Source organism: Thiothrix caldifontis, assembly GCF_900107695.1.
In the GTDB taxonomy this organism is placed as follows: Bacteria; Pseudomonadota; Gammaproteobacteria; order Thiotrichales; family Thiotrichaceae; genus Thiothrix; species Thiothrix caldifontis.
The window spans coordinates 1-17,949 of the sequence record NZ_FNQP01000036.1 but is presented as its reverse complement, the minus strand read 5'-3'; the positions used below and the strand labels follow the sequence as shown (position 1 = coordinate 17,949).

The window sequence follows — 17,949 nt, the reverse complement described above, 5'->3', positions numbered from 1 at the left end:
GTAGCCAACTTTTAACAGTATACGACTTGCGCTGGGGGAAATGAGATGAGTGATCAACAGAAAATAGCGGGTAGCCCGACAACCGATATACCTAATAAGGCTGAAGACGCTTTGGATATGACGCTGGAGCAGATTCAGGAGGAAGCCCGCCAGCAAGCGGCACAGCAGCAGCTTGTGATGCAGCAGTTATCGGGGGACATTGAAGCGACTTTTGAGCGCATCCAACAAAGTATTCAGGATAGAGAACAGGTTCAGTACAACGTTACCCACGAATTGCTGGACAGTATCCGCGCCCGTTTCGCTGCTTATGATGAACAGCGCGAACGTATTCTGGAAAGCATGACCCAGCGGGAACACGCGCAAAACGTTGTGACGCAGGAATTGCTGGAAAGCATTAGCAAGCGCTTTGCCTTGCAAGAAGAGCAGCGTGAAAATATCCTGCAAGGTTTGCGTAGCGCCTTTGAACAAATTCAGCAGGACAATCAAGAACGCGATTCCCACCACGATGAAATGCTGGATTCTCTTGCGCAGCGGATGCGTGATATGTATCAGGAAATGCAGAACAGCAGCCAGATGCGTGACCAAAGCCAAGAAAAAATGCTGCAATCACTGACGGGGCATCTAAAACTGATGCAGGAAGAAATGCGTCAGGAACAACACGAACACGAAGCTCGCATCGAAGCCGAACGCCAACGTCAGGAACGCAATTACCGCCGCGCCCGCTGGATGAGTGTTCCGGGGTTGGTGTTGGCGGGTTTGGCTGCTATGTATATGCTGCATGTGGTGAATGTCATGGAAAACGCGATGAGTTCCATGAGCAGTAATATGACCAGCATTACCGGCACAATGGCCAATATGTCCACGCAAATGCAGGACATTACCGCCTACACCCAAACCATGTCAGCCTCTGTTTCCAGTATGCAGCCGATGGCGGCGGATGTGCGTGATATGAGCGGCAATATGGCGGTGATGACGCACAACGTACAGGGTATGCAGAATAGTACTCAGCAATTGAATCAGAACGTTGCTTACTTGGGGCAGGATGTTAACCGCTTGAGCGGTGAGGTTGCGCCGACCATGAAAGGGATGCGGGCGTTTATGCCGTGGGAGTGGTAAGAAGCCTTGAAGTTAAACATTATTGAATATTCGGGGCAGGGCAGACCGTTAGTCCTGCTCCACGGCTGGGGCATGAACAGCCACGTCTGGCAACCATTATTGCCGTGCTTGGCACAACATGCCCAAGTCATTTGCATCGACCTGCCGGGGCATGGCGTAAACTGCCATTTGCCACTGGGAACATTAGCGGAAGCGGTGGCGCGACTTGCCCCGCACATTCCGCAAGATGCCGTCGTGATGGGGTGGTCACTCGGTGGACTCATCGCCCAAGGTTTGGCTCACGCTTTGCCTGGGCGGATTGCGGCGCTGATTTTGATTGCCAGCACGCCCAAATTTGTCGCAGAAGGTTATTGGGCGCACGGCGTATCCCCCGACCTGTTGGCGCTGTTTGGCAGAAGTTTGCAAACCGATTACCTCGGCACGGTGAAACGCTTTTTTGCGCTGCAATTCCTCAGTACCAAAACTGACACCCGCTTGGTGAATGCTTTGCGTGAGCGTATTATGGAACACCCTGCCAGCGTTACCGCGCTGGAAGAGGGCTTAACCATCCTGCAAACTGCCGACTTTTCGCAAGCACCTGTGACTCAGCCTGTGCTGTGGATGCTGGGCAAGCTCGATAAGTTGATACCCGTGTCCTTAGCTGACACGCTACCGGAAATGGGGTATCAGCACATTGCAGTGTTAGGTAGTGTTGCGCACGTACCCTTCGTTACCCATCCAGCGCTTTTCATGGAACATGTTGAGGCATTTCTGGATACTATTCAATTCAATGAGAATTCCTAAAAGCTACTGGTATTACTGGCACACGGGAAATAAACCTGTAGCTGTCATCAGTATGATTTTAAGTGCTGCGGTGACAGGGGTAGTCTTAGCCCTCTCGGTCGGGTTCTCAATTTGGGCCATAATCCTTGCCGTATTGTTGGATTCGATAGGGTTTTTGGTGATTTTAATATACGTTATCGTGCGTGGTTATTTTCCTAGCCTGATGTTAGAACAAGCAGACGCATTCGTGTTATATCAATTGATGATTCCTGTTTGCATCGCATTTTTGGCGGGAAGATTGATAACATTTTGGGTGGCAAAACTGTCTGCACGCCGTTCATGCCCACCATAGCCTGATTAGGCATCCCCACGTTCCTCTAACATTGTATACTTCTCCCGCTTGTTACCCACCCGGAGATTTTCATGGAACATAGCGGGGCATTGCTGGATGCACTCTGATACGAACCCCCATTTGCTGGATAAGCGCAAAACCCGTCAAGGCTTTGAACGTGCTGCGCACACTTACGACGCGAACGCGGTCTTGCAGCGTGAAATCGGCGAGCGTCTGCTGGAACGTTTGGATTTCATCAAAATGCAGCCGGAAACCGTCCTCGACCTCGGTTGCGGCACGGGGGCAATCAGCGAACATTTACTCAAGCGTTACAAAAAAGCCCGCATTATCGGGGTCGATCTCGCCGTTAATATGGTGCAAAAAACCCGGCAACGCGGCGGTTGGTTTCGCAAGCCACAAGGCGTGTGTGCCGATGCCAATCACTTGCCATTCCAGTCGCAATGCGCGGATATGTTGCTATCCAACCTGATGCTGCAATGGTGCAACGACTTGCCAGCGGTATTTGGCGAATGGGTGCAAGTGCTGAAACCCAACGGTTTGCTGATGTTTGCCACCTTCGGCCCCGATACCCTGAAAGAATTACGTGCCAGTTGGGGCAGGGTGGATGGCTTCACCCACGCCAGCCAATTTGTGGATATGCACGACGTGGGTGACGCACTGTTGCAGGCCGGTTTTCGCGATCCGGTGGTGGATATGGAAACCATCACATTGACCTACACCGATGTGCGCGGTTTATTGCGGGATCTAAAAGGCATTGGCGCAAACAACGCCACCCAGGGGCGCAATCACGGCTTGACTGGCAAAGCCCACTTACAGGCTTTTTTACAGGCATACGAATACTTTCGTCAGGAAAATGGGCTTTATCCTGCCACCTACGAAGTGGTGTATGGTCACGCTTGGGCACCAATGCTGTTGCCCAGCAAACTACCCGAAAAATTCATTCCGATTATGAGGAGTAAGTCATGAGTGCCCCTGTTATTGCACAGAAAAAGCCGTGTGTCGTCGAATTGGAAGCTGGAAAAAGTTATTGGTGGTGTTCTTGTGGGCGCTCGGCTAATCAACCGTTTTGTGATGGTTCACACAAGGGGACGGATTTCACGCCGCTGGAGTTCACGGTGTCGGAAAGTAAGAAATACGGGCTGTGTGCGTGTAAACACACAAAGAATGCGCCATTCTGTGATGCAGCTCATCGTGATCTAAACTAAGCCGCTTATCAATGTGGTAAACTTGCGCCAATTAACTCGCTAGTTGTGGCGCAACAATGAAAAAAACGTATATTATCCAATCAGTTAGTCGCAACGCCATCTCGCCGGAAAAAGGCTCAATCGTTTGGCAATTGTTAGATGCTGCCGATGGGCGTTTACGTAAAGTGAATGGTGTGACGACGCTCGATAAAGCAGGGGCGATTGAGTCAGTACGTTCCATCTATGCGCGGGAAATTCCATTGGTGGATGAATTGTTGCTGCATAATGAAGGAGATACGTTCACTATCGACTTTAGCGAGTTCAACCAACTACAGGGATATGTTGAGCGTGAAATGTACCTCGATATGCAGCACTGTGAACGTTTATCCGGTTTGTCGCGTCGAACATGGCGGATAGTTGCGGTATTAACCATGCTGGTTGTACTCTGGCTAGGCTGGATGTTAAACACTAGTATGACGAAATTCGCCCAACAACAACCGCTGATACATAAACATGAGTTACCTTGACCGCATTCGTGCTTGCAACAATTTTGAGTCCACCCATTACCTTGAATTGCTGATCGCCAATCAGGTATATGGGCAAGTGCAACCCGCTTTTGCAGAGCACTTGGCAAACTGGAGAGAAGTCTTTGCGGTAACAGATACGCAGGTTGCCTTAAACCCGAACTTGACTGATTATGCAAGCCGTACTGCAAGCGTAGCACCGGTGTTACGTGCCTTGCATGAGCAAGGGGTGATTGATACGTGGGTAGCTGAGGCTTACCCCGTCACGCATCGCTTTGGCGGTCATGCCGAATTGGAAATTGAACGTGCTGCTACCAATTTTTTTGGGGTGAAAACCTTTGGTATTCACGTTAACGGTTTGGTCAAAACCGCTAAAGGTATTGAAGTATGGGTGGGTACGCGTTCGCTGGATAAACCGTTCTGGCCGGGTAAGCTTGATCAAATGGTCGCAGGTGGTCAGCCCGTGGGCTTAGGTTTGCTGGAAAATGTCATCAAAGAGTCGCAGGAAGAAGCCAATATTCCCGTCGAGTTAGCCCAACAAGCGCAGGCTATCGGTACGATTCCATACCGGCAAGAAGGCTGGCGCGGTTTGGATAATTCGACGATTTATGTGTATGACTTGTGGTTGCCGGAAGATTTTGTGCCGGAAAATACCGATGGTGAAGTGATTGCGTTTGAGCGGATGCCATTAGCGGAAATTGCCCGGTTGACGGAAACAACGGATGTGTTCAAAGACAATTGTAACTTGGTGAATATTGATCTTTTATTGCGCATGGGAATGATTTCACCACAACACCCTGAACATGCTGCTATCCTCAACAGTCTGTATATTGCTGGTAATGTAAAAGAGACAAAAAAATGAAAGAAGGCCAACCTAAAACGGTTTATTTACAAGATTATGCAGCCCCCAGTTACCGTGTGGATGCATTGTCGTTAGTCTTTGAATTGGGCGAAGAATCTACGCGTGTGACCAGTGTGGCGAATTACCGTCGCGAGGCTGGGGTTGCGGCTAATACGCCACTGGAATTGTATGGCGAAGAGTTGGAATTGCTGGAAGTACGATTGAATGGTTTACCGCTCCAACTAGGGGATTATCAGGTTACCAGCACGGGCATGAGCATTCCCAATGTGTCGGCATTGTGTACGCTGGAAATCGTGACGCACATTTATCCGCAGAAAAATACCTCGCTAGAAGGCTTGTATCGATCCAGCGGCAATTTCTGCACGCAATGCGAAGCGCAAGGGTTTCGCAAAATTACGTATTACCCTGACCGCCCCGATGTGATGACGGTGTTCACGACGCAAATTTTGGCGGATAAGCAAAAATACCCGGTATTGCTGTCGAATGGCAACCTCACGGGCAGCGGTGATTTGCCTGATGGTCGGCATTGGGCGCGTTGGGAAGACCCGTTCCACAAGCCAGCGTACTTATTTGCGCTGGTGGCAGGCGATTTGCAACATGTGGAAGACCATTACACCACGAATTCTGGGCGTGAGGTAACGTTACGCATTTATACCGAAGCACACAATATCGACAAGTGTGACCACGCGATGCAGTCGCTGAAACGGGCGATGCGGTGGGATGAGCAGCGTTTCGGTTTGGAATACGATCTTGACATTTACATGATCGTCGCGGTCGATGATTTCAACATGGGCGCGATGGAAAACAAGGGGCTGAACGTATTCAACTCCAAGTTAGTGTTTGCCAGCCCTGAAACGGCGACGGATATGGATTATGTCAGCATTGAATCCGTGATTGGTCATGAATATTTCCACAACTGGACGGGCAATCGCGTGACCTGCCGCGATTGGTTTCAGTTGTCTTTGAAAGAGGGCTTGACGGTATTTCGCGATCAGGAATTCACCGCTGACTTACATTCACGCGCGGTGAAACGCATTGAAGATGTACGGATGTTGCGCACCCATCAGTTTGCGGAAGATGCCAGCCCGATGGCACACCCGATTCGCCCATCTTCCTATATGGAAATCAATAACTTCTACACGGTAACGGTTTATGAGAAGGGTGCGGAAGTGGTGCGTATGTACCAAACGTTGCTGGGGCGTGAAGGGTTCCGCAAGGGTATGGATCTGTATTTCCACCGCCACGATGGGCAAGCCGTTTCCACTGAGAATTTCCTTGCGGCGATGGCGGATGCCAATGAAGTTGATTTAAGCCAGTTCCAGCGTTGGTATGATCAGGCCGGTACGCCGGAAGTGGCGGTCAGCATGGATTATGACACAGCGGCGCAAACCTGTACGCTGCATTTCACCCAATCTTGTCCCGCTACGCCAGAAGCAGCGGTAAAACTGCCGTTTTTGATTCCGCTCGAAATCGGTTTGCTGGATAGTAGCGGACAGGACATGCTCGGTACGCAAGTGTTGCGTCTAACGGAAGCCACGCAATCATTCAGCTTTGGGGATGTGGCTGAACAGCCCATACCGTCGTTGTTGCGCGGCTTTTCAGCGCCAGTGAAGCTTAGCTACCCTTACAGCGAAGCCGATTTGGTGTTTCTGATGAAGCACGACAGCGATGCGTTTAACCGTTGGGATGCAGGGCAACGTTTAGCAATGCGTACCATCCTCTCGCTGTTGGAAGCACAGCAACGGCAAGAAGCCTTTGGGTTGGAACACGATTTCATCAGTGCTTACCAAGCGATTCTGACTGATAGTGGATTGGATCACGCCTTACGTGCTGAAGCCTTGACCTTGCCGTCTGAGGCGGATATTGCGGAACGGGCGCGGCCTTCTGACCCTGAGGCGATTCACACGGTACGCGAATTTATCCACGCGACCTTGGCAAAAGCGTTACGTTTGGATTTGGAAGCGCTGTATGCCGAATTGCACGCGCAGGGGCAGGGTGAATATTCCCCCGATGCAGCCAGCATTGGGCGGCGCAGTCTGAAAAACGTTTGCTTGGCGTATTTGGGGCGGATTCAGGATGCCGGTATCCATGAAACTTGCCTGCAACAATACCTCACGGCAGGCAATATGACGGATGCGATGGCGGCATTGTCGGTGTTGAGCCGGATCGAATGCCCGCAACGTGAAGCAGCGTTGCAGCATTTCCATGACCGTTGGCAACACGATTCCTTGGTGATGGATAAATGGTTTGCTTTGCAAGCCACGTCCTCATTGCCGGAAACGCTGCAACAAGTGCAGGCTTTAATGCAGCATCCGTTGTTCGATATGCGCAACCCCAATAAAGTCCGTGCGTTGGTGGGTAGCTTTGCAATGCGCAACCCACTGCATTTCCACGCGCAGGATGGTCGTGGTTATACCTTCCTCACGGATTGCGTGTTGGAGTTGGATGCGATGAACCCGCAAATTGCGTCACGCATGGTACGCCCATTGATGAACTGGCGGCATTACGAAGCGACCCGTAGTGGCTTAATGAAAACGCAGTTGGAGCGTATTCAGGCACATGCCGGTTTGTCGGGGGATGTGTATGAAATCGTAAGCAAGAGTCTGGTATGATGTGGCGACCATTCATCAATGATAGAGAGGGCATGGAATGAAATTGAAGGTATTGAAAGCACTAGGGTTAGCCGCACTGATTACCACGGGCAGCAATGCGCTGGCAGATGAAGTGTGGAACAGCAACGTCGGGCGTATTGTGTACGCTGATGAAATCGGGCCGACCGCCGTATTTGCTTATGGGCCTGCGGAAGATCCGGGTGTGGTATACATTTTGGGCTTAGCAAAGGTTTACCAAAACCGTGGGACGTATGATGGTTATTGGGCAAAAAAGAAAGCTAAGGTGGAATGCACTACCGAACGCCCCGGTATTTTTGGTGAAATGACCCGTTATTGGGGGCGTTACCAGATCAAATTTATCGACAAGAGTTTCCCTTCACGCTGGGAAGCGACGTGGAGCTATTGTGACGGTGCTGCTGAGAAAGTGAAAATCGAAGCAATCCCAGCCATTGGGGAAGCCGCAGCACCTGTGGCTGAGAAGAAATAAGCCACTCCGAGTTTAACGGTGGTTTACCCTACGGTAGACTGCCGTTAATGGCGGCCCCAACAACAACTGCAAAACATCTGCAAGCCGTTAATATAGAACAATTTCCCGAAATTACTTTGCTGGCTATACAGCCAAATATGCAGCCAACCATCTTTACTTAAGCAAAAACACCCACCACCAACAACACCAGCCCGCCCGCGATTACCTGCCCTTCCCGTGGTTGTGGTTTGCCTAGCCCGTGCCATTGGATGAACAAGCCCGCCGCTACTAGTAGCAAACCCGCCGGGAACCATTCCCCCCTGATCGCGTGTTCCAGCATGTAGAACAGGCTGATACAAGCCAGCATGAAACGCGCCCATGCATACAGGCCGTTAACGGTAATGAAGTCATCATTAAACATGGTTTTTCCTTGTGTGGTTGTTGCGTGGTAAGCACGTAAATAATAAATAGCATAAAGAATAAATTATGAATAATAAAATGAATAATATTGGTTTTTCATCTTGGTGGGTTTTGGGGCGGTATGGGTGGGGTGTGGGGGTGGGTTTTCCCAAAAATCCCAACTTTTCCCAACTTTTCACGTAAGTTATTGTATTTAAACGAAAAAGTCAGTTGGGATGTCTTTTTTAAAAAGCCTATAAGTTATTGTATATAAAAGGTTTGTGAGATTGGGAAAAATCCCAACTTTTCCCAACTTATCCCAACTTTTTGGGGGTAAAGTTGGAGTTTTTTGGGTAAATTTGAGGTTTGATTAAAAATTAATCACAAGTACCGATGAAATATTTATTGCTGTTTTTAGATTTATATTTATTTTTTACAATAAAAAGCCGCGATAGACGCGGCTTGATGGTGGCAAATTTACAAGATAATCAAGCAATCAGTCTTAGGTATTTGCCTTGGCTCCAGCCGTTGGGGTAGAAGGTTTCCTCCTCCACAACCACGCCCTTTCTGATAAGTTCGTCAACGGTTTCGTTGATCTTGTTGGTTAGGCTGCTACGCGGGATTTCCGACCATGGTTTGCCTTCGCATTTGTTGGTGCGTATCAGCTTGCGGGTGGCGTTCTGCTGTTTGCCAAGGTAGGCAATGATCGAATTTTCAAAAGCGTTGAAGCCGATAACCTCTAAGTCGATCAACAGGCTTAGTATGTATTCCAGCATATCGCGCATGATGTTTATGCTTGCTTCCACGTATTCCCGCCCTACTTCACCCACTGGCTTTTCATCCAAGATTGCTAATAGAGTGGCAATTTTCATGATGTGCATGTCTACTTTTGAGACAATGCCGCACATGGTAGCGGTGCTGTACTTCCCGCCCTCTATTAGATGTGGCTCCATCTCATTTCTAAACAGTTGGATTTTATACCAGTCTTCCTTGTTGATTCGGTACGCTGGCAAGTCGTCAAAATCCTGCGCCAGTGTTAGCGCTTGCGCCGCTATATCTTTCACAATGCGGTTGTAAACATTCTGGCTATACTCGTGCGGGTAATATTGGCGCGTGTGGTCGCGTGTGCCTTGTTGTGTAGGCTCTCGTGCCAGCATGAAGCGTTCCGCCATCCCAGAACCTTCAGATTTTGCCAATATGGTTTCAATCGCTGCTGGTTGCGCAAAGCAAGTAATAGCCCCTACTACAATTCCGGTGTAAGTGGTTCGTTCTTTTGCCGCCCGCGCACCTGCATGATATTCAGCGTTAAAGCCCTTTAGGGGTAAGTCTCCATTGTTCTTTTTGTCTTTGCCGCCGTAGGCTGCGCCGGTTAAGGTGTTCACCACGGCTTGTTCCGCGCTTGCAAGGGCAAAATAACCACCTGATTCTGCCAATACTGATTCAAGTGCCTCTACTGTTGAGTCAGTAATAAAAATACGGGGCGGTCTGGGTTCATCAAATTTGCCTTCGGTTCCCGAATCTTCGTGTGCTTCTTTACGTTGCTTCCACGCTTTATCAGCTTCCTTTTGTGCCTCAAATATTGGGCGCTGGAAGGCTTTTAGCATTCGGCTTTTCGCATCACCCGGAATACCGCCACAGATGATGTATTCCCCAACGGGTAACAAACTTCCATCCTGATAAGCGACCGCAACAGAACGACACGCTACAGATGAAACAATGCCTAGCGCTACCAGTAAGCTAGTTGACGGATAGATGTTGCACATCCGCGCTACGTCGCCCACGTACCGCTTAAAATCACCGTCAGGGAGGTGCTTCAACAGGTCAAGCGTGTGCGGTTTCGCCTGTTCCGGTTCGGTTGGTTTGTGGGTGGGCTTTTCGGTGCGTACAAAATTATTCACCACGGATAAGTTAGGTTTGCCGCTGGTAGCGCTGTGGGGTGTTGGGGTAGTCATGGGGTAGTGTCCTTATTGGCGTTGCTTCTCAGCAATGCCGTTAAATCGTTGAAATCGGAAAGGTGCAAGGGTGTGCCTTCGGGGAACTCCGGCACGATCAAACCCACGCCGGGGAGTGCTGCGCACACTTCCCGCGCTCTGATCAGGCCGACTTGATAACCCTTGCTGGTGGGGTCGCGGTCATTGTCTGCGCAAATGGTCAGTGGAATATGGGGGAAACGTTCCCGGTAAGCCTTGGCAACAGGAAACAGATTTCCCGCATCAAAGGCCACCAGAACAGGCAGGCCGTAGACTTCATACAGGCTTGCGCCTGTTGCGTAACCTTCGCAGAGGTAGACGCCTTGGGGATGGTGCAGTGTGTCCCCAATCAGGCAAAACAGCCCGCGTTCCCGCTTGGGTGTGCCTTTGAGGAACAGTTTTTCCAGTGACCTGCCCACTGCGATGGTTTGTAAGCTGTGTAATGTGCCGTCCAAGTCACACATGGGGATCAGCAACAGATTGCCAGTCTGACGGATACCATACGCCCCTACCCGCTTGCGCATCAGGTAAGGGTGTGAGGGGTTGGCAGGTTGGGCAGATTCCCACATTGCTACGCCTTGACGGCGGGCTTGTTCCGCTTTGGCGGCACGTTCCGCTTGTTGTTGGGCGACTTGCTCTTGTTGCTTGCGTTCAAGTTGTTGCTTCGCTTCACGGCTCAACCGAAAAAACGTGCTAAAGCTGTTCCACGTGTGGGTAGAACCTTCACGCCAGTTCCCGAAAATGCAGACAATGCCCCACTGATAGGCTTGATCAATCATCAGGGTGTGTTCATGACACACATACCAGCCCGCTTTATCGTCACTTTTGCCATTGCTAGAAAAGCGTTCTAATTTGCCGCTGCATTCAATCGTATTAGGGGCATGACCAATATTCTCTATTAGCGCTTGCCTGAAATTATCAAGAATATCAGCGGTACTTAATGGCGGTTTTGCGCCTGATGTTTTATAATCAGCTCTCGAATCGTTGATATTTGTATGGCCTCTAGTGTTGGTAGCGCTAGGGGCTTTTCTTTGTGCGCTTTCCATAAATTACCCTTTTTGTTTGATGCTCATAAATCATTCTTTTTTGTGGTTGCTAACCATACATCAATTTCGTTTTCTGACCAGCGAATAGTTTTACCACGCTTTAATACTGGTTTGGGTAAAAAGTTAGCTGACTCCCACCGGTAGGTTGTTGATCGGTCTACGCCCAACTTGTTACAAAGATCGGCACGGCTTATTAGTCTGTCTGTAAACTCCGCTGCTGCAAGTCTTTCTTTGATCTTGCGTTTCATTTGGTTAAAGTCAAAGTTCATTATGTTGGCAGGTCTTTGCATGTTAAATATTCCAGTGAGTGTTAAAAGTGGGCAGAGGGTTATTAATCCCCTGCCCTGTTGGGTTGATGAATTAGGCTAATATATATTTAGGCTTGCCGTTTGAGTAATCAGGGTTGGCTTTTAAAATTCCATCCTGTAAGGCGCGTTGATTCCAGTTCAACCAAATGCGCCCCATTTCCTGCACCGTTAAGCCTGTTTTGTCGTCATTGCTCTTGGTGGATTGGCTGATAAAACGCTTACAATCACGAGCGCCGGGGGTGATTTCTTTATCACTAACTTTTGCAATCCACTGGGGGTAAAGGTCGATTTCTGCTCGCTTGGCTTCACCGGTAAGACCGTTTTGCACCGTTTCGCCGCTACCGTTTTGTGACCGTGCGGGCACGGTGTCTGCTACCGTTTCGCACCGTGCGGGCACGGTTGGCGGAACGGTATCTGAAACGGTTTTTTGAAACGGTAGGGTAGTGGTTGGCAATGGTAGCGAATAGTGCTCTTCCGCCGTGCCTAATACCGGATTCTGCAAGCCGGTTGCCCCAGTGCGTTGGTTAAACGGCATAGCAGGTGCGGTACTCTTGGCAATCTTCGCCGCTACTTTCAGCAAATCGCCATCATCCAAGTCAGCAGGGTTAAATAGTTTCTGGTAGCCATTGAATACTGCGACCTGAATATCAGCCTCAGATTGCGAACCTGACTTTTTAACCGCATCCACTAACGCACGAATAGTTTCTGCTACGGATTGGTGTTTAATTGGCGGGGTAGGGGATTCATCATTAAATACCTTACCCGCTTCATGCTTTGCCATTTCAGATTGATATAATTTACTGACATTCGCGGCTTGATCGGGTGATTGTTTAAAGCCTTGTGCCTCTTTAATCACTGGTGCGTCACTACGCCACCGATCGGGTTTGCCTGACATTGAGTCAAGCTTATCGCCTATGGTTTTAGCTGCATTACCCATTGCTTCCATTTGCTGATTCCTTCCATGTTGCGCTCGTGCATATTCCGTTGCAATCACTTCAGGGGATGATTTTAATCCCGCCTCAACTTTTGCCGCGTATTCTGCTACGCTCATTTTTGCGGAATCAAAAGGCGATAGGGGAGGGGCGATACCATAACCATTATTGCCCTGTGACTGGATGGTATTTGGTTTGCCGCCGTTTCCCTTAATCCGCCGTAACGCATTGGCATAAGCGAATAACGCCATGATGTGTTGGCATTCAAAAATAAAGATCAGCACACCAATTACAATCAACATGCCGCCGTTATTGTCAGTTCCCGCTACCTTGCCGATTTCCTTAAACATCGGTTTATCGAAGTGTTCACGGACTTTGAACATAGCGTCAGTTTTGGCATTTAATGCTGCTGCGTTGGTATCGTTTGCCATGGCGTTAGCCATTTGCATAGATTCCCGTACCGCCGCTACATTCGCCTCAGATTGCGCACAATCGTATGTCTTGCCCTTGGCTAGTGCTTTCTCCATTCTCACTTTGCAATCAGCTAAACGCATTTGTGCGGCTTGTAGGTCTTGGGTGAGGGCAGTGCTACCAGTGGATAACGTGACGTTGCTACCAGTGACCTCCTTCATCATGCTAGAGCCTTCCGCCGCTGAATTGGCGATGTGTTGCTGGTTGTTGGATGTCGAAAACATTTCAAACAGCAATCCTGATGTCAGGAACAAGCCCATAGCGACAATCTGCGAGGTTTTGAGCTTGTAACCCTCTGCACGATGCAGGGCAATATCTTCATAAACCGCTTCTTTTGAGCTTGCCAGAAAGAACGCCAGCACAAACGCGATAGCACTAAACACAATCAGGGCTACCCAATCGTTACTCTTTTGTTCGATGAAAGAGCCAATGCCCCACACGTCGGCGACGTACAGCATGAAAACAGCGACGATATACAGCCCAAAGGTCGCCCATTTCGCCCACTGCATCAAACGGTAGTTTTTGATAGCGCGGTGTTTGTCATTGAAGATCAGGTCGCTATCGTTTCCGCTGGTTTTCAATAAATCATTCAGTTTCATAAAGCCCCCTTAAAAACTGTTAACCAGTAAGTACATGCCTAAAGCCGCTGTCATGATCGGCAAGCCGTCACGGGTGAGAAACACCACAGCAACGAAAAACGCGCCTATCAGGAATTGCCCAATAAAAGCCAATGCGCCCGCTCCAAAGAAGAGGGTGTACTGAAAATATTGGTAAGCGGCGAATAGCATCCCGATGGATACCAGCGTTCGTGCAGAAATAACGAACACATCATATTTCACTGCAAAATCAGAAACGTGCTTAAACAGGGCGGGCAGTACCCCGAACGTAGTAGCACCAGTTGCTATCAGTTCCGCAATATTGCCAATAAAGCCCGCGTATCCGTCGGCCTTTTCCAATTTGGCGGGGCTTACGGTGAGGTGGTTGGGTTGGGCGCTCATGATTTGCCCCCCTTGCGGGTGCGCAACCGCCAGTAAACGCGCTTTTTATGCACAATGCAGTAACCGTAAGACTTGCCTTTCACCTTGCAGGCTCTGCCTGCGACAATTGCCGCTATGACAGGGCTATCCGTGAAAATCTCAAATTGTGCAAAATGGCAGACATCCGAAGATTCGATAGGGGTGGGTAGGGTATTGATGTCGTTCATGATTGCACCTCGTAAATCTTGAATCCGCTATGCAGGTTGTTGTGCTTAAACTGAAGCGCACTAAATGCTATCCGTGCTTGTTGGGGGGTGTCGAATCGGTGCGCGTCGGACAAACTACCTACTACTATGGATAAACCCCGTGCATCACGAACCACAACCAGACGATCACGGCGGCTTTCGATGGTGTATTTCATTGCATCACCTCCATAACCCGCTTCAGTTCGGCATGGAGTTCTTCCAGTTCGCGCAACACTCTCAGCACGTCATTGATACGCCGTTGGGTATAGGTGGTATCTTCTGCACCGTACCTACCGTCTATGCTATCAACTGCTGATCGCGCTTGAATCTCAAGACATTCAGAGGTTCGGTAAATGTATTTCAGTGTGCGTAGGGTTTTTAGGTCGTGGTGGTTATTAGAGTTCATGGATTGCCCCCAGCATGGTGCGCATTTGGTTAACTGACGGCTCAACATACTCCATGGTGGTGCTGAGATTGGTGTGACCTAGCATCTTTTGCAGGTCACGCAAATTGCCTTCTTTTGCAAGCTGTGTTGCAAAGGTGTGCCGGAACCGGTGGGAGCTAATCAAAACCCCTGACCCACGACTAATGCGCTTGAGCGCCTCTGAGAGCTGCTCAACGGTCATTCGATTTCCCTTGTAAGTGGCTCGAAACAAAGTCGCATTAAACACTTGATCAGCACGACGACATGAGCGCTCCAACTTGTTTTCCGCGAGTTTTCGCAAATCTGCCAGCACCTGAATAAGTTGCGAGGGCAGGGGGATTTTCCATTCCCTTTTGGTTTTGCTGTGTTCGCCTCGTAGCAGGATGGTCTGCTGCTTGGTGTCAATGTCGCCCCAAGTCAGGCCAACAAGCTGCCTACGCCGCATACCGGTATAGTAAAATGTTTTAACCACCGCCTCCCAAAACCAGCCGGGTAGGTTGCTTTGAGCCGGGTCTTGTAGCCATTGCAGCACCTCACGGATGGCTACCCGCTCTAGTGTTTTCTTGGTCGGCTTGACTGTTTGCACAGTTTTAATGCCATTAAGCACGATGTCCGAGTGATAACCGTACAGGTCGGCAAACCGCAACAAAGCGCGAAGATGACGCAAGTAGAAGTTAATGGAGGCTGGTGCAAGCTGGCGCGTGTCCCGTAGATAGGTGCGCCATGCGGCAATTTGATCACGGGTGATGGTGTCCAACCGATTGGATTGTGTGTAACCCACAAATTGACGTACCACCACGCGGTAATCCCGCAACGTGTCGGGGGAAGGCTCCCGCTCGGCTTGGTAATACTCTAACAATGCCTCAAAGGTTGCTGGATAGGTGATTTCATCCGTTTTTTCGCGCACGGAAACACGCGCATCGTGTATGCTTTCGCGTTGCATAACTCAATTCCTTCGTAATTGTGTTGTGAAGTCCTGCCTCACGGGGCCTAATCCGTGTGGTAGGGCGATTTCTAGGCGAATCCTTGTTTCTGTTGCTCTTCCAACTCCTTCATCTTTTTAACAAACCGATTTATTTGGGCATTAAAGCTACGATCTTCAGCTTTCGCTTTATCTATCACCCACTTCTCCATTTCCGGATCCAACCGAATCGAACGGGGTAATTTTTTTTCCTTCATGTCATCTTTACCTGCTGTATTCATAATAACTACCTGAACTCATAGTATTCTATATAATTACTTAGTAGTCAATAAAAATACTTTAAAAAGAATTGCGTGACAGCCCGCATGTGATTCAAAATGAATACATGAGCAATACACACCAGCAGCCACAGCCATATTCAGTGCGTCTTCCCCCTGAAATGCGCCAAAAACTAGAAGACTCCGCCCGCATGGTTGGACGTTCCTTACATGCGGAAATTTTGATGAGGTTGGGGGAGAGTTTGAAAGAAGCCCTTGGCATCGCTATTCAAGACTCCTTCACAAACCTTAGTCCTGATATGCGCATAAGATTAAAAGCCAATGCAGATACCCATGGATGGACAATAGGCAAGGAAATCGCATGGCGACTGGAAAAATCTCTTGAAGCGGACAGAGAACAAGAAGAAAACGAAGCCATATTCGAGTATGAACAACTAGACCTTCCAGATGATGAAGCTTATTACCCCGTGCTATTAGAAAATCCATGTAAAAAAAATCTTAAAAAACCGAGAGCTACCGAAGTTAAATATGAGAACTCTTTGAATAATTTAGTGAGAACTATCGCTATTGAGATTGTAAAAGAACAATTTGCTAAAGCCGGTATTACCATCCCTGACGATAACCAACAGAGCGAAATAAAGGGCGATTAAGGGAGCCAGCTTACCCAAAGGGTTGGCAAAGGGTGAAAAGAAAGGGCTGTATTACTACACTCAAACTATCGAAACACAGGAGGCACTGACAATGGGTGCTATAGCTTACGAACAGGATTACTACGGCTGGACGCAAGAACAAAGCAATTTGATGAAGGCGCGTAAAGTAAACGAGATTGATTGGGAACACCTGATAGAGGAAGTGGAAAGCATGGGGTTACGCGAACGTAAGGAACTGGTAAACCGCCTCCGCGTCCTCCTCATGCACCTGCTGAAATGGCAGTACCAGCCCAATTATGCAGGCCGTTCAAGTTGGGAACGTACCATCAAGGTGCAGCGTAAGGAAATCTTTTACCTGATGAAGGACAATCCCAGCTTGAAGCCTGAAGTTCCTGCATCAATGGAACGCGCCTATAACTTCGCAATAGATGACGCCGAATCCGAAACGGGCATCAGTGCTTCTCACTTCCCCCAAGAAAGCCCATGGACATTTGAGCAAGTGATGGATGTAAATTTCTGGCCTGAATCAGTCGAATGAAGGTACTGGGCTAGTCCAACACTTTGCAGACCAGCCGATGTCTGCCAGAATGGAACCTTGCAAAATCAACAATAACACGGGGTTATCCATGTTCAATCCATCCATCAATAGCTTCTGGGAACACAGGGTTACAGTAGTGGCATTACTCGTCTTGGGCATTTGGGCAAGTGCTTTCCTTTATGCGTGGCTCAGACCAGCACCACCGGATATATCCGGCAGGATCAAGGCGATTATTCAGCCGCTACCGCCTGAATGCACCCAAAACGCAGAGTTATTAAGCACTGACGCACTCTACAAGAATTGCATGACTAAAAACTAGCCGGTGATTCCCTGGGAATCAGTGACTAAAAAGAAACCACTGATTCCACTGGAATCAGCGGGCAAATAGTAACCAGAGAGAAGAAGGAAATAGCATCATGGAAATGTTTTTTGTTTTTGGGGTAATCCTGCTGCTCCGTTGGGCAATGAATCGGGCAGGAATCAAGCAGGATGATTACGAATGGACGCATGGCCATAACCCACACAATGGCAAAACAGACTGGCATATGGAATGATTCCGGTGCTGGCATCTGGTTGTGGAAGAAGGTAAGTCCGAGGTGCGGATACTGGATCGGGGACTGGCGTTTCTGCTGGATGATGAGCCAAAGCATATCAATGAACGGGCAGGCAGGAAAAACATCCAATTTCGCGAAACATCACAAGTTATTGATTTTCCTTGCGATCTTTTTTTTACAGGCTTTGGATTGGGTGGGTATAAGCCGAAATCTTACGCTCTTGGTGATGCCAAGAAGCTGATTGATCTGTCCCCAAAAATCAGCAGCAACCTGACGACCGGACAGGCACGTCAATTGCTGGATGATGAGCCAAAGCATATCAATGAACGGGCAGGCAGGAAAAACATCCAATTTCGC

24 protein-coding genes are annotated in these 17,949 nt (G+C 49.0%); 13 read left to right on the top strand and 11 right to left on the bottom strand.

Annotation, left to right across the window (positions count from 1 at the left end):
- The first annotated feature begins 45 nt into the window (after positions 1-45).
- From BLV87_RS17705 to BLV87_RS17665, 8 genes are all read left to right on the top strand, one after another.
- Positions 46-1,116 (top strand): hypothetical protein, encoded by a 1,071-nt coding sequence (locus BLV87_RS17705; protein WP_093070845.1) that lies wholly within the window; start codon positions 46-48, stop codon positions 1,114-1,116.
- Positions 1,117-1,122: 6 nt separating this feature from the next.
- Entirely contained in the window at positions 1,123-1,899 is a 777-nt protein-coding gene (locus tag BLV87_RS17700; protein ID WP_245707070.1) for an alpha/beta fold hydrolase, read from the top strand.
- Between the two features lie 427 nt (positions 1,900-2,326).
- Positions 2,327-3,196, top strand: a complete 870-nt coding sequence (gene bioC, locus BLV87_RS17690) for a malonyl-ACP O-methyltransferase BioC (protein WP_093070841.1) — start codon at positions 2,327-2,329, stop codon at positions 3,194-3,196.
- Positions 3,193-3,435, top strand: coding sequence for a CDGSH iron-sulfur domain-containing protein (locus BLV87_RS17685; protein WP_093070839.1), 243 nt, complete (start codon positions 3,193-3,195; stop codon positions 3,433-3,435). Before bioC ends, BLV87_RS17685 begins: the two co-directional genes overlap by 4 nt.
- A gap of 56 nt (positions 3,436-3,491) precedes the next feature.
- Positions 3,492-3,941, top strand: a complete 450-nt coding sequence (locus BLV87_RS17680) for a hypothetical protein (RefSeq protein ID WP_093070838.1) — start codon at positions 3,492-3,494, stop codon at positions 3,939-3,941.
- Positions 3,928-4,800 (top strand): DUF4743 domain-containing protein, encoded by an 873-nt coding sequence (locus tag BLV87_RS17675; protein ID WP_093070836.1) that lies wholly within the window; start codon positions 3,928-3,930, stop codon positions 4,798-4,800. Before BLV87_RS17680 ends, BLV87_RS17675 begins: the two co-directional genes overlap by 14 nt.
- Positions 4,797-7,412 carry an aminopeptidase N gene (gene pepN / locus BLV87_RS17670; RefSeq protein ID WP_093070834.1) on the top strand — a complete coding sequence of 872 codons (2,616 nt, stop codon included), beginning with the start codon at positions 4,797-4,799 and terminating at the stop codon, positions 7,410-7,412. Before BLV87_RS17675 ends, pepN begins: the two co-directional genes overlap by 4 nt.
- 37 nt (positions 7,413-7,449) lie before the next feature.
- Entirely contained in the window at positions 7,450-7,899 is a 450-nt protein-coding gene (locus tag BLV87_RS17665) for a hypothetical protein (RefSeq protein WP_093070833.1), read from the top strand.
- A gap of 157 nt (positions 7,900-8,056) precedes the next feature.
- Here BLV87_RS17665 and BLV87_RS17660 read toward each other — a convergent pair whose 3' ends face one another.
- From BLV87_RS17660 to BLV87_RS17610, 11 genes are all read right to left on the bottom strand, one after another.
- Positions 8,057-8,299, bottom strand: a complete 243-nt coding sequence (locus BLV87_RS17660) for a hypothetical protein (RefSeq protein ID WP_093070831.1) — start codon at positions 8,297-8,299, stop codon at positions 8,057-8,059.
- A gap of 466 nt (positions 8,300-8,765) precedes the next feature.
- Positions 8,766-10,229, bottom strand: a complete 1,464-nt coding sequence (locus tag BLV87_RS17655; protein ID WP_093070829.1) for a DUF3987 domain-containing protein — start codon at positions 10,227-10,229, stop codon at positions 8,766-8,768.
- Positions 10,226-11,293: a toprim domain-containing protein gene (locus BLV87_RS17650; protein ID WP_093070828.1), complete on the bottom strand. Its 1,068-nt coding sequence runs from the start codon at positions 11,291-11,293 to the stop codon at positions 10,226-10,228. Before BLV87_RS17650 ends, BLV87_RS17655 begins: the two co-directional genes overlap by 4 nt.
- A gap of 23 nt (positions 11,294-11,316) precedes the next feature.
- On the bottom strand, positions 11,317-11,583 hold the full coding sequence (locus BLV87_RS17645) for a helix-turn-helix transcriptional regulator (protein ID WP_093070826.1): 267 nt from the start codon (positions 11,581-11,583) through the stop codon (positions 11,317-11,319).
- 70 nt (positions 11,584-11,653) lie between these two features.
- Positions 11,654-13,603, bottom strand: a complete 1,950-nt coding sequence (locus BLV87_RS17640) for a hypothetical protein (protein WP_093070825.1) — start codon at positions 13,601-13,603, stop codon at positions 11,654-11,656.
- A gap of 9 nt (positions 13,604-13,612) precedes the next feature.
- Entirely contained in the window at positions 13,613-14,002 is a 390-nt protein-coding gene (locus BLV87_RS17635) for a hypothetical protein (protein ID WP_093070823.1), read from the bottom strand.
- Positions 13,999-14,208: a hypothetical protein gene (locus BLV87_RS17630; protein ID WP_093070821.1), complete on the bottom strand. Its 210-nt coding sequence runs from the start codon at positions 14,206-14,208 to the stop codon at positions 13,999-14,001. Before BLV87_RS17630 ends, BLV87_RS17635 begins: the two co-directional genes overlap by 4 nt.
- Positions 14,205-14,402 carry a hypothetical protein gene (locus BLV87_RS17625; protein ID WP_093070820.1) on the bottom strand — a complete coding sequence of 66 codons (198 nt, stop codon included), beginning with the start codon at positions 14,400-14,402 and terminating at the stop codon, positions 14,205-14,207. Before BLV87_RS17625 ends, BLV87_RS17630 begins: the two co-directional genes overlap by 4 nt.
- Positions 14,399-14,632: a hypothetical protein gene (locus BLV87_RS17620; RefSeq protein ID WP_093070818.1), complete on the bottom strand. Its 234-nt coding sequence runs from the start codon at positions 14,630-14,632 to the stop codon at positions 14,399-14,401. Before BLV87_RS17620 ends, BLV87_RS17625 begins: the two co-directional genes overlap by 4 nt.
- Positions 14,622-15,593: a tyrosine-type recombinase/integrase gene (locus BLV87_RS17615; RefSeq protein ID WP_093070816.1), complete on the bottom strand. Its 972-nt coding sequence runs from the start codon at positions 15,591-15,593 to the stop codon at positions 14,622-14,624. The genes BLV87_RS17620 and BLV87_RS17615 overlap by 11 nt, the downstream gene beginning before the upstream one ends.
- Positions 15,594-15,664: 71 nt before the next feature.
- Positions 15,665-15,853, bottom strand: a complete 189-nt coding sequence (locus BLV87_RS17610) for a hypothetical protein (RefSeq protein ID WP_093070815.1) — start codon at positions 15,851-15,853, stop codon at positions 15,665-15,667.
- Positions 15,854-15,957: 104 nt separating this feature from the next.
- Here BLV87_RS17610 and BLV87_RS17605 point away from each other — a divergent pair, with 104 nt between their 5' ends.
- The 5 genes from BLV87_RS17605 to BLV87_RS17590 all read left to right on the top strand — a co-directional run.
- On the top strand, positions 15,958-16,500 hold the full coding sequence (locus BLV87_RS17605) for an Arc family DNA-binding protein (RefSeq protein ID WP_093070813.1): 543 nt from the start codon (positions 15,958-15,960) through the stop codon (positions 16,498-16,500).
- Positions 16,501-16,591: 91 nt separating this feature from the next.
- The gene (locus BLV87_RS17600; RefSeq protein WP_093070812.1) at positions 16,592-17,038 is read left to right on the top strand and encodes a DUF29 domain-containing protein; all 447 of its coding nucleotides are present in this window, start codon (positions 16,592-16,594) and stop codon (positions 17,036-17,038) included.
- Positions 17,039-17,075: 37 nt separating this feature from the next.
- Positions 17,076-17,357: a hypothetical protein gene (locus BLV87_RS17595; protein ID WP_139282227.1), complete on the top strand. Its 282-nt coding sequence runs from the start codon at positions 17,076-17,078 to the stop codon at positions 17,355-17,357.
- 97 nt (positions 17,358-17,454) lie between these two features.
- Positions 17,455-17,592 (top strand): hypothetical protein, encoded by a 138-nt coding sequence (locus BLV87_RS19560; RefSeq protein ID WP_175518045.1) that lies wholly within the window; start codon positions 17,455-17,457, stop codon positions 17,590-17,592.
- Between the two features lie 21 nt (positions 17,593-17,613).
- A partial coding sequence (locus BLV87_RS17590) for a hypothetical protein (RefSeq protein WP_139282226.1) occupies positions 17,614-17,949 on the top strand: 336 nt, incomplete at its 3' end.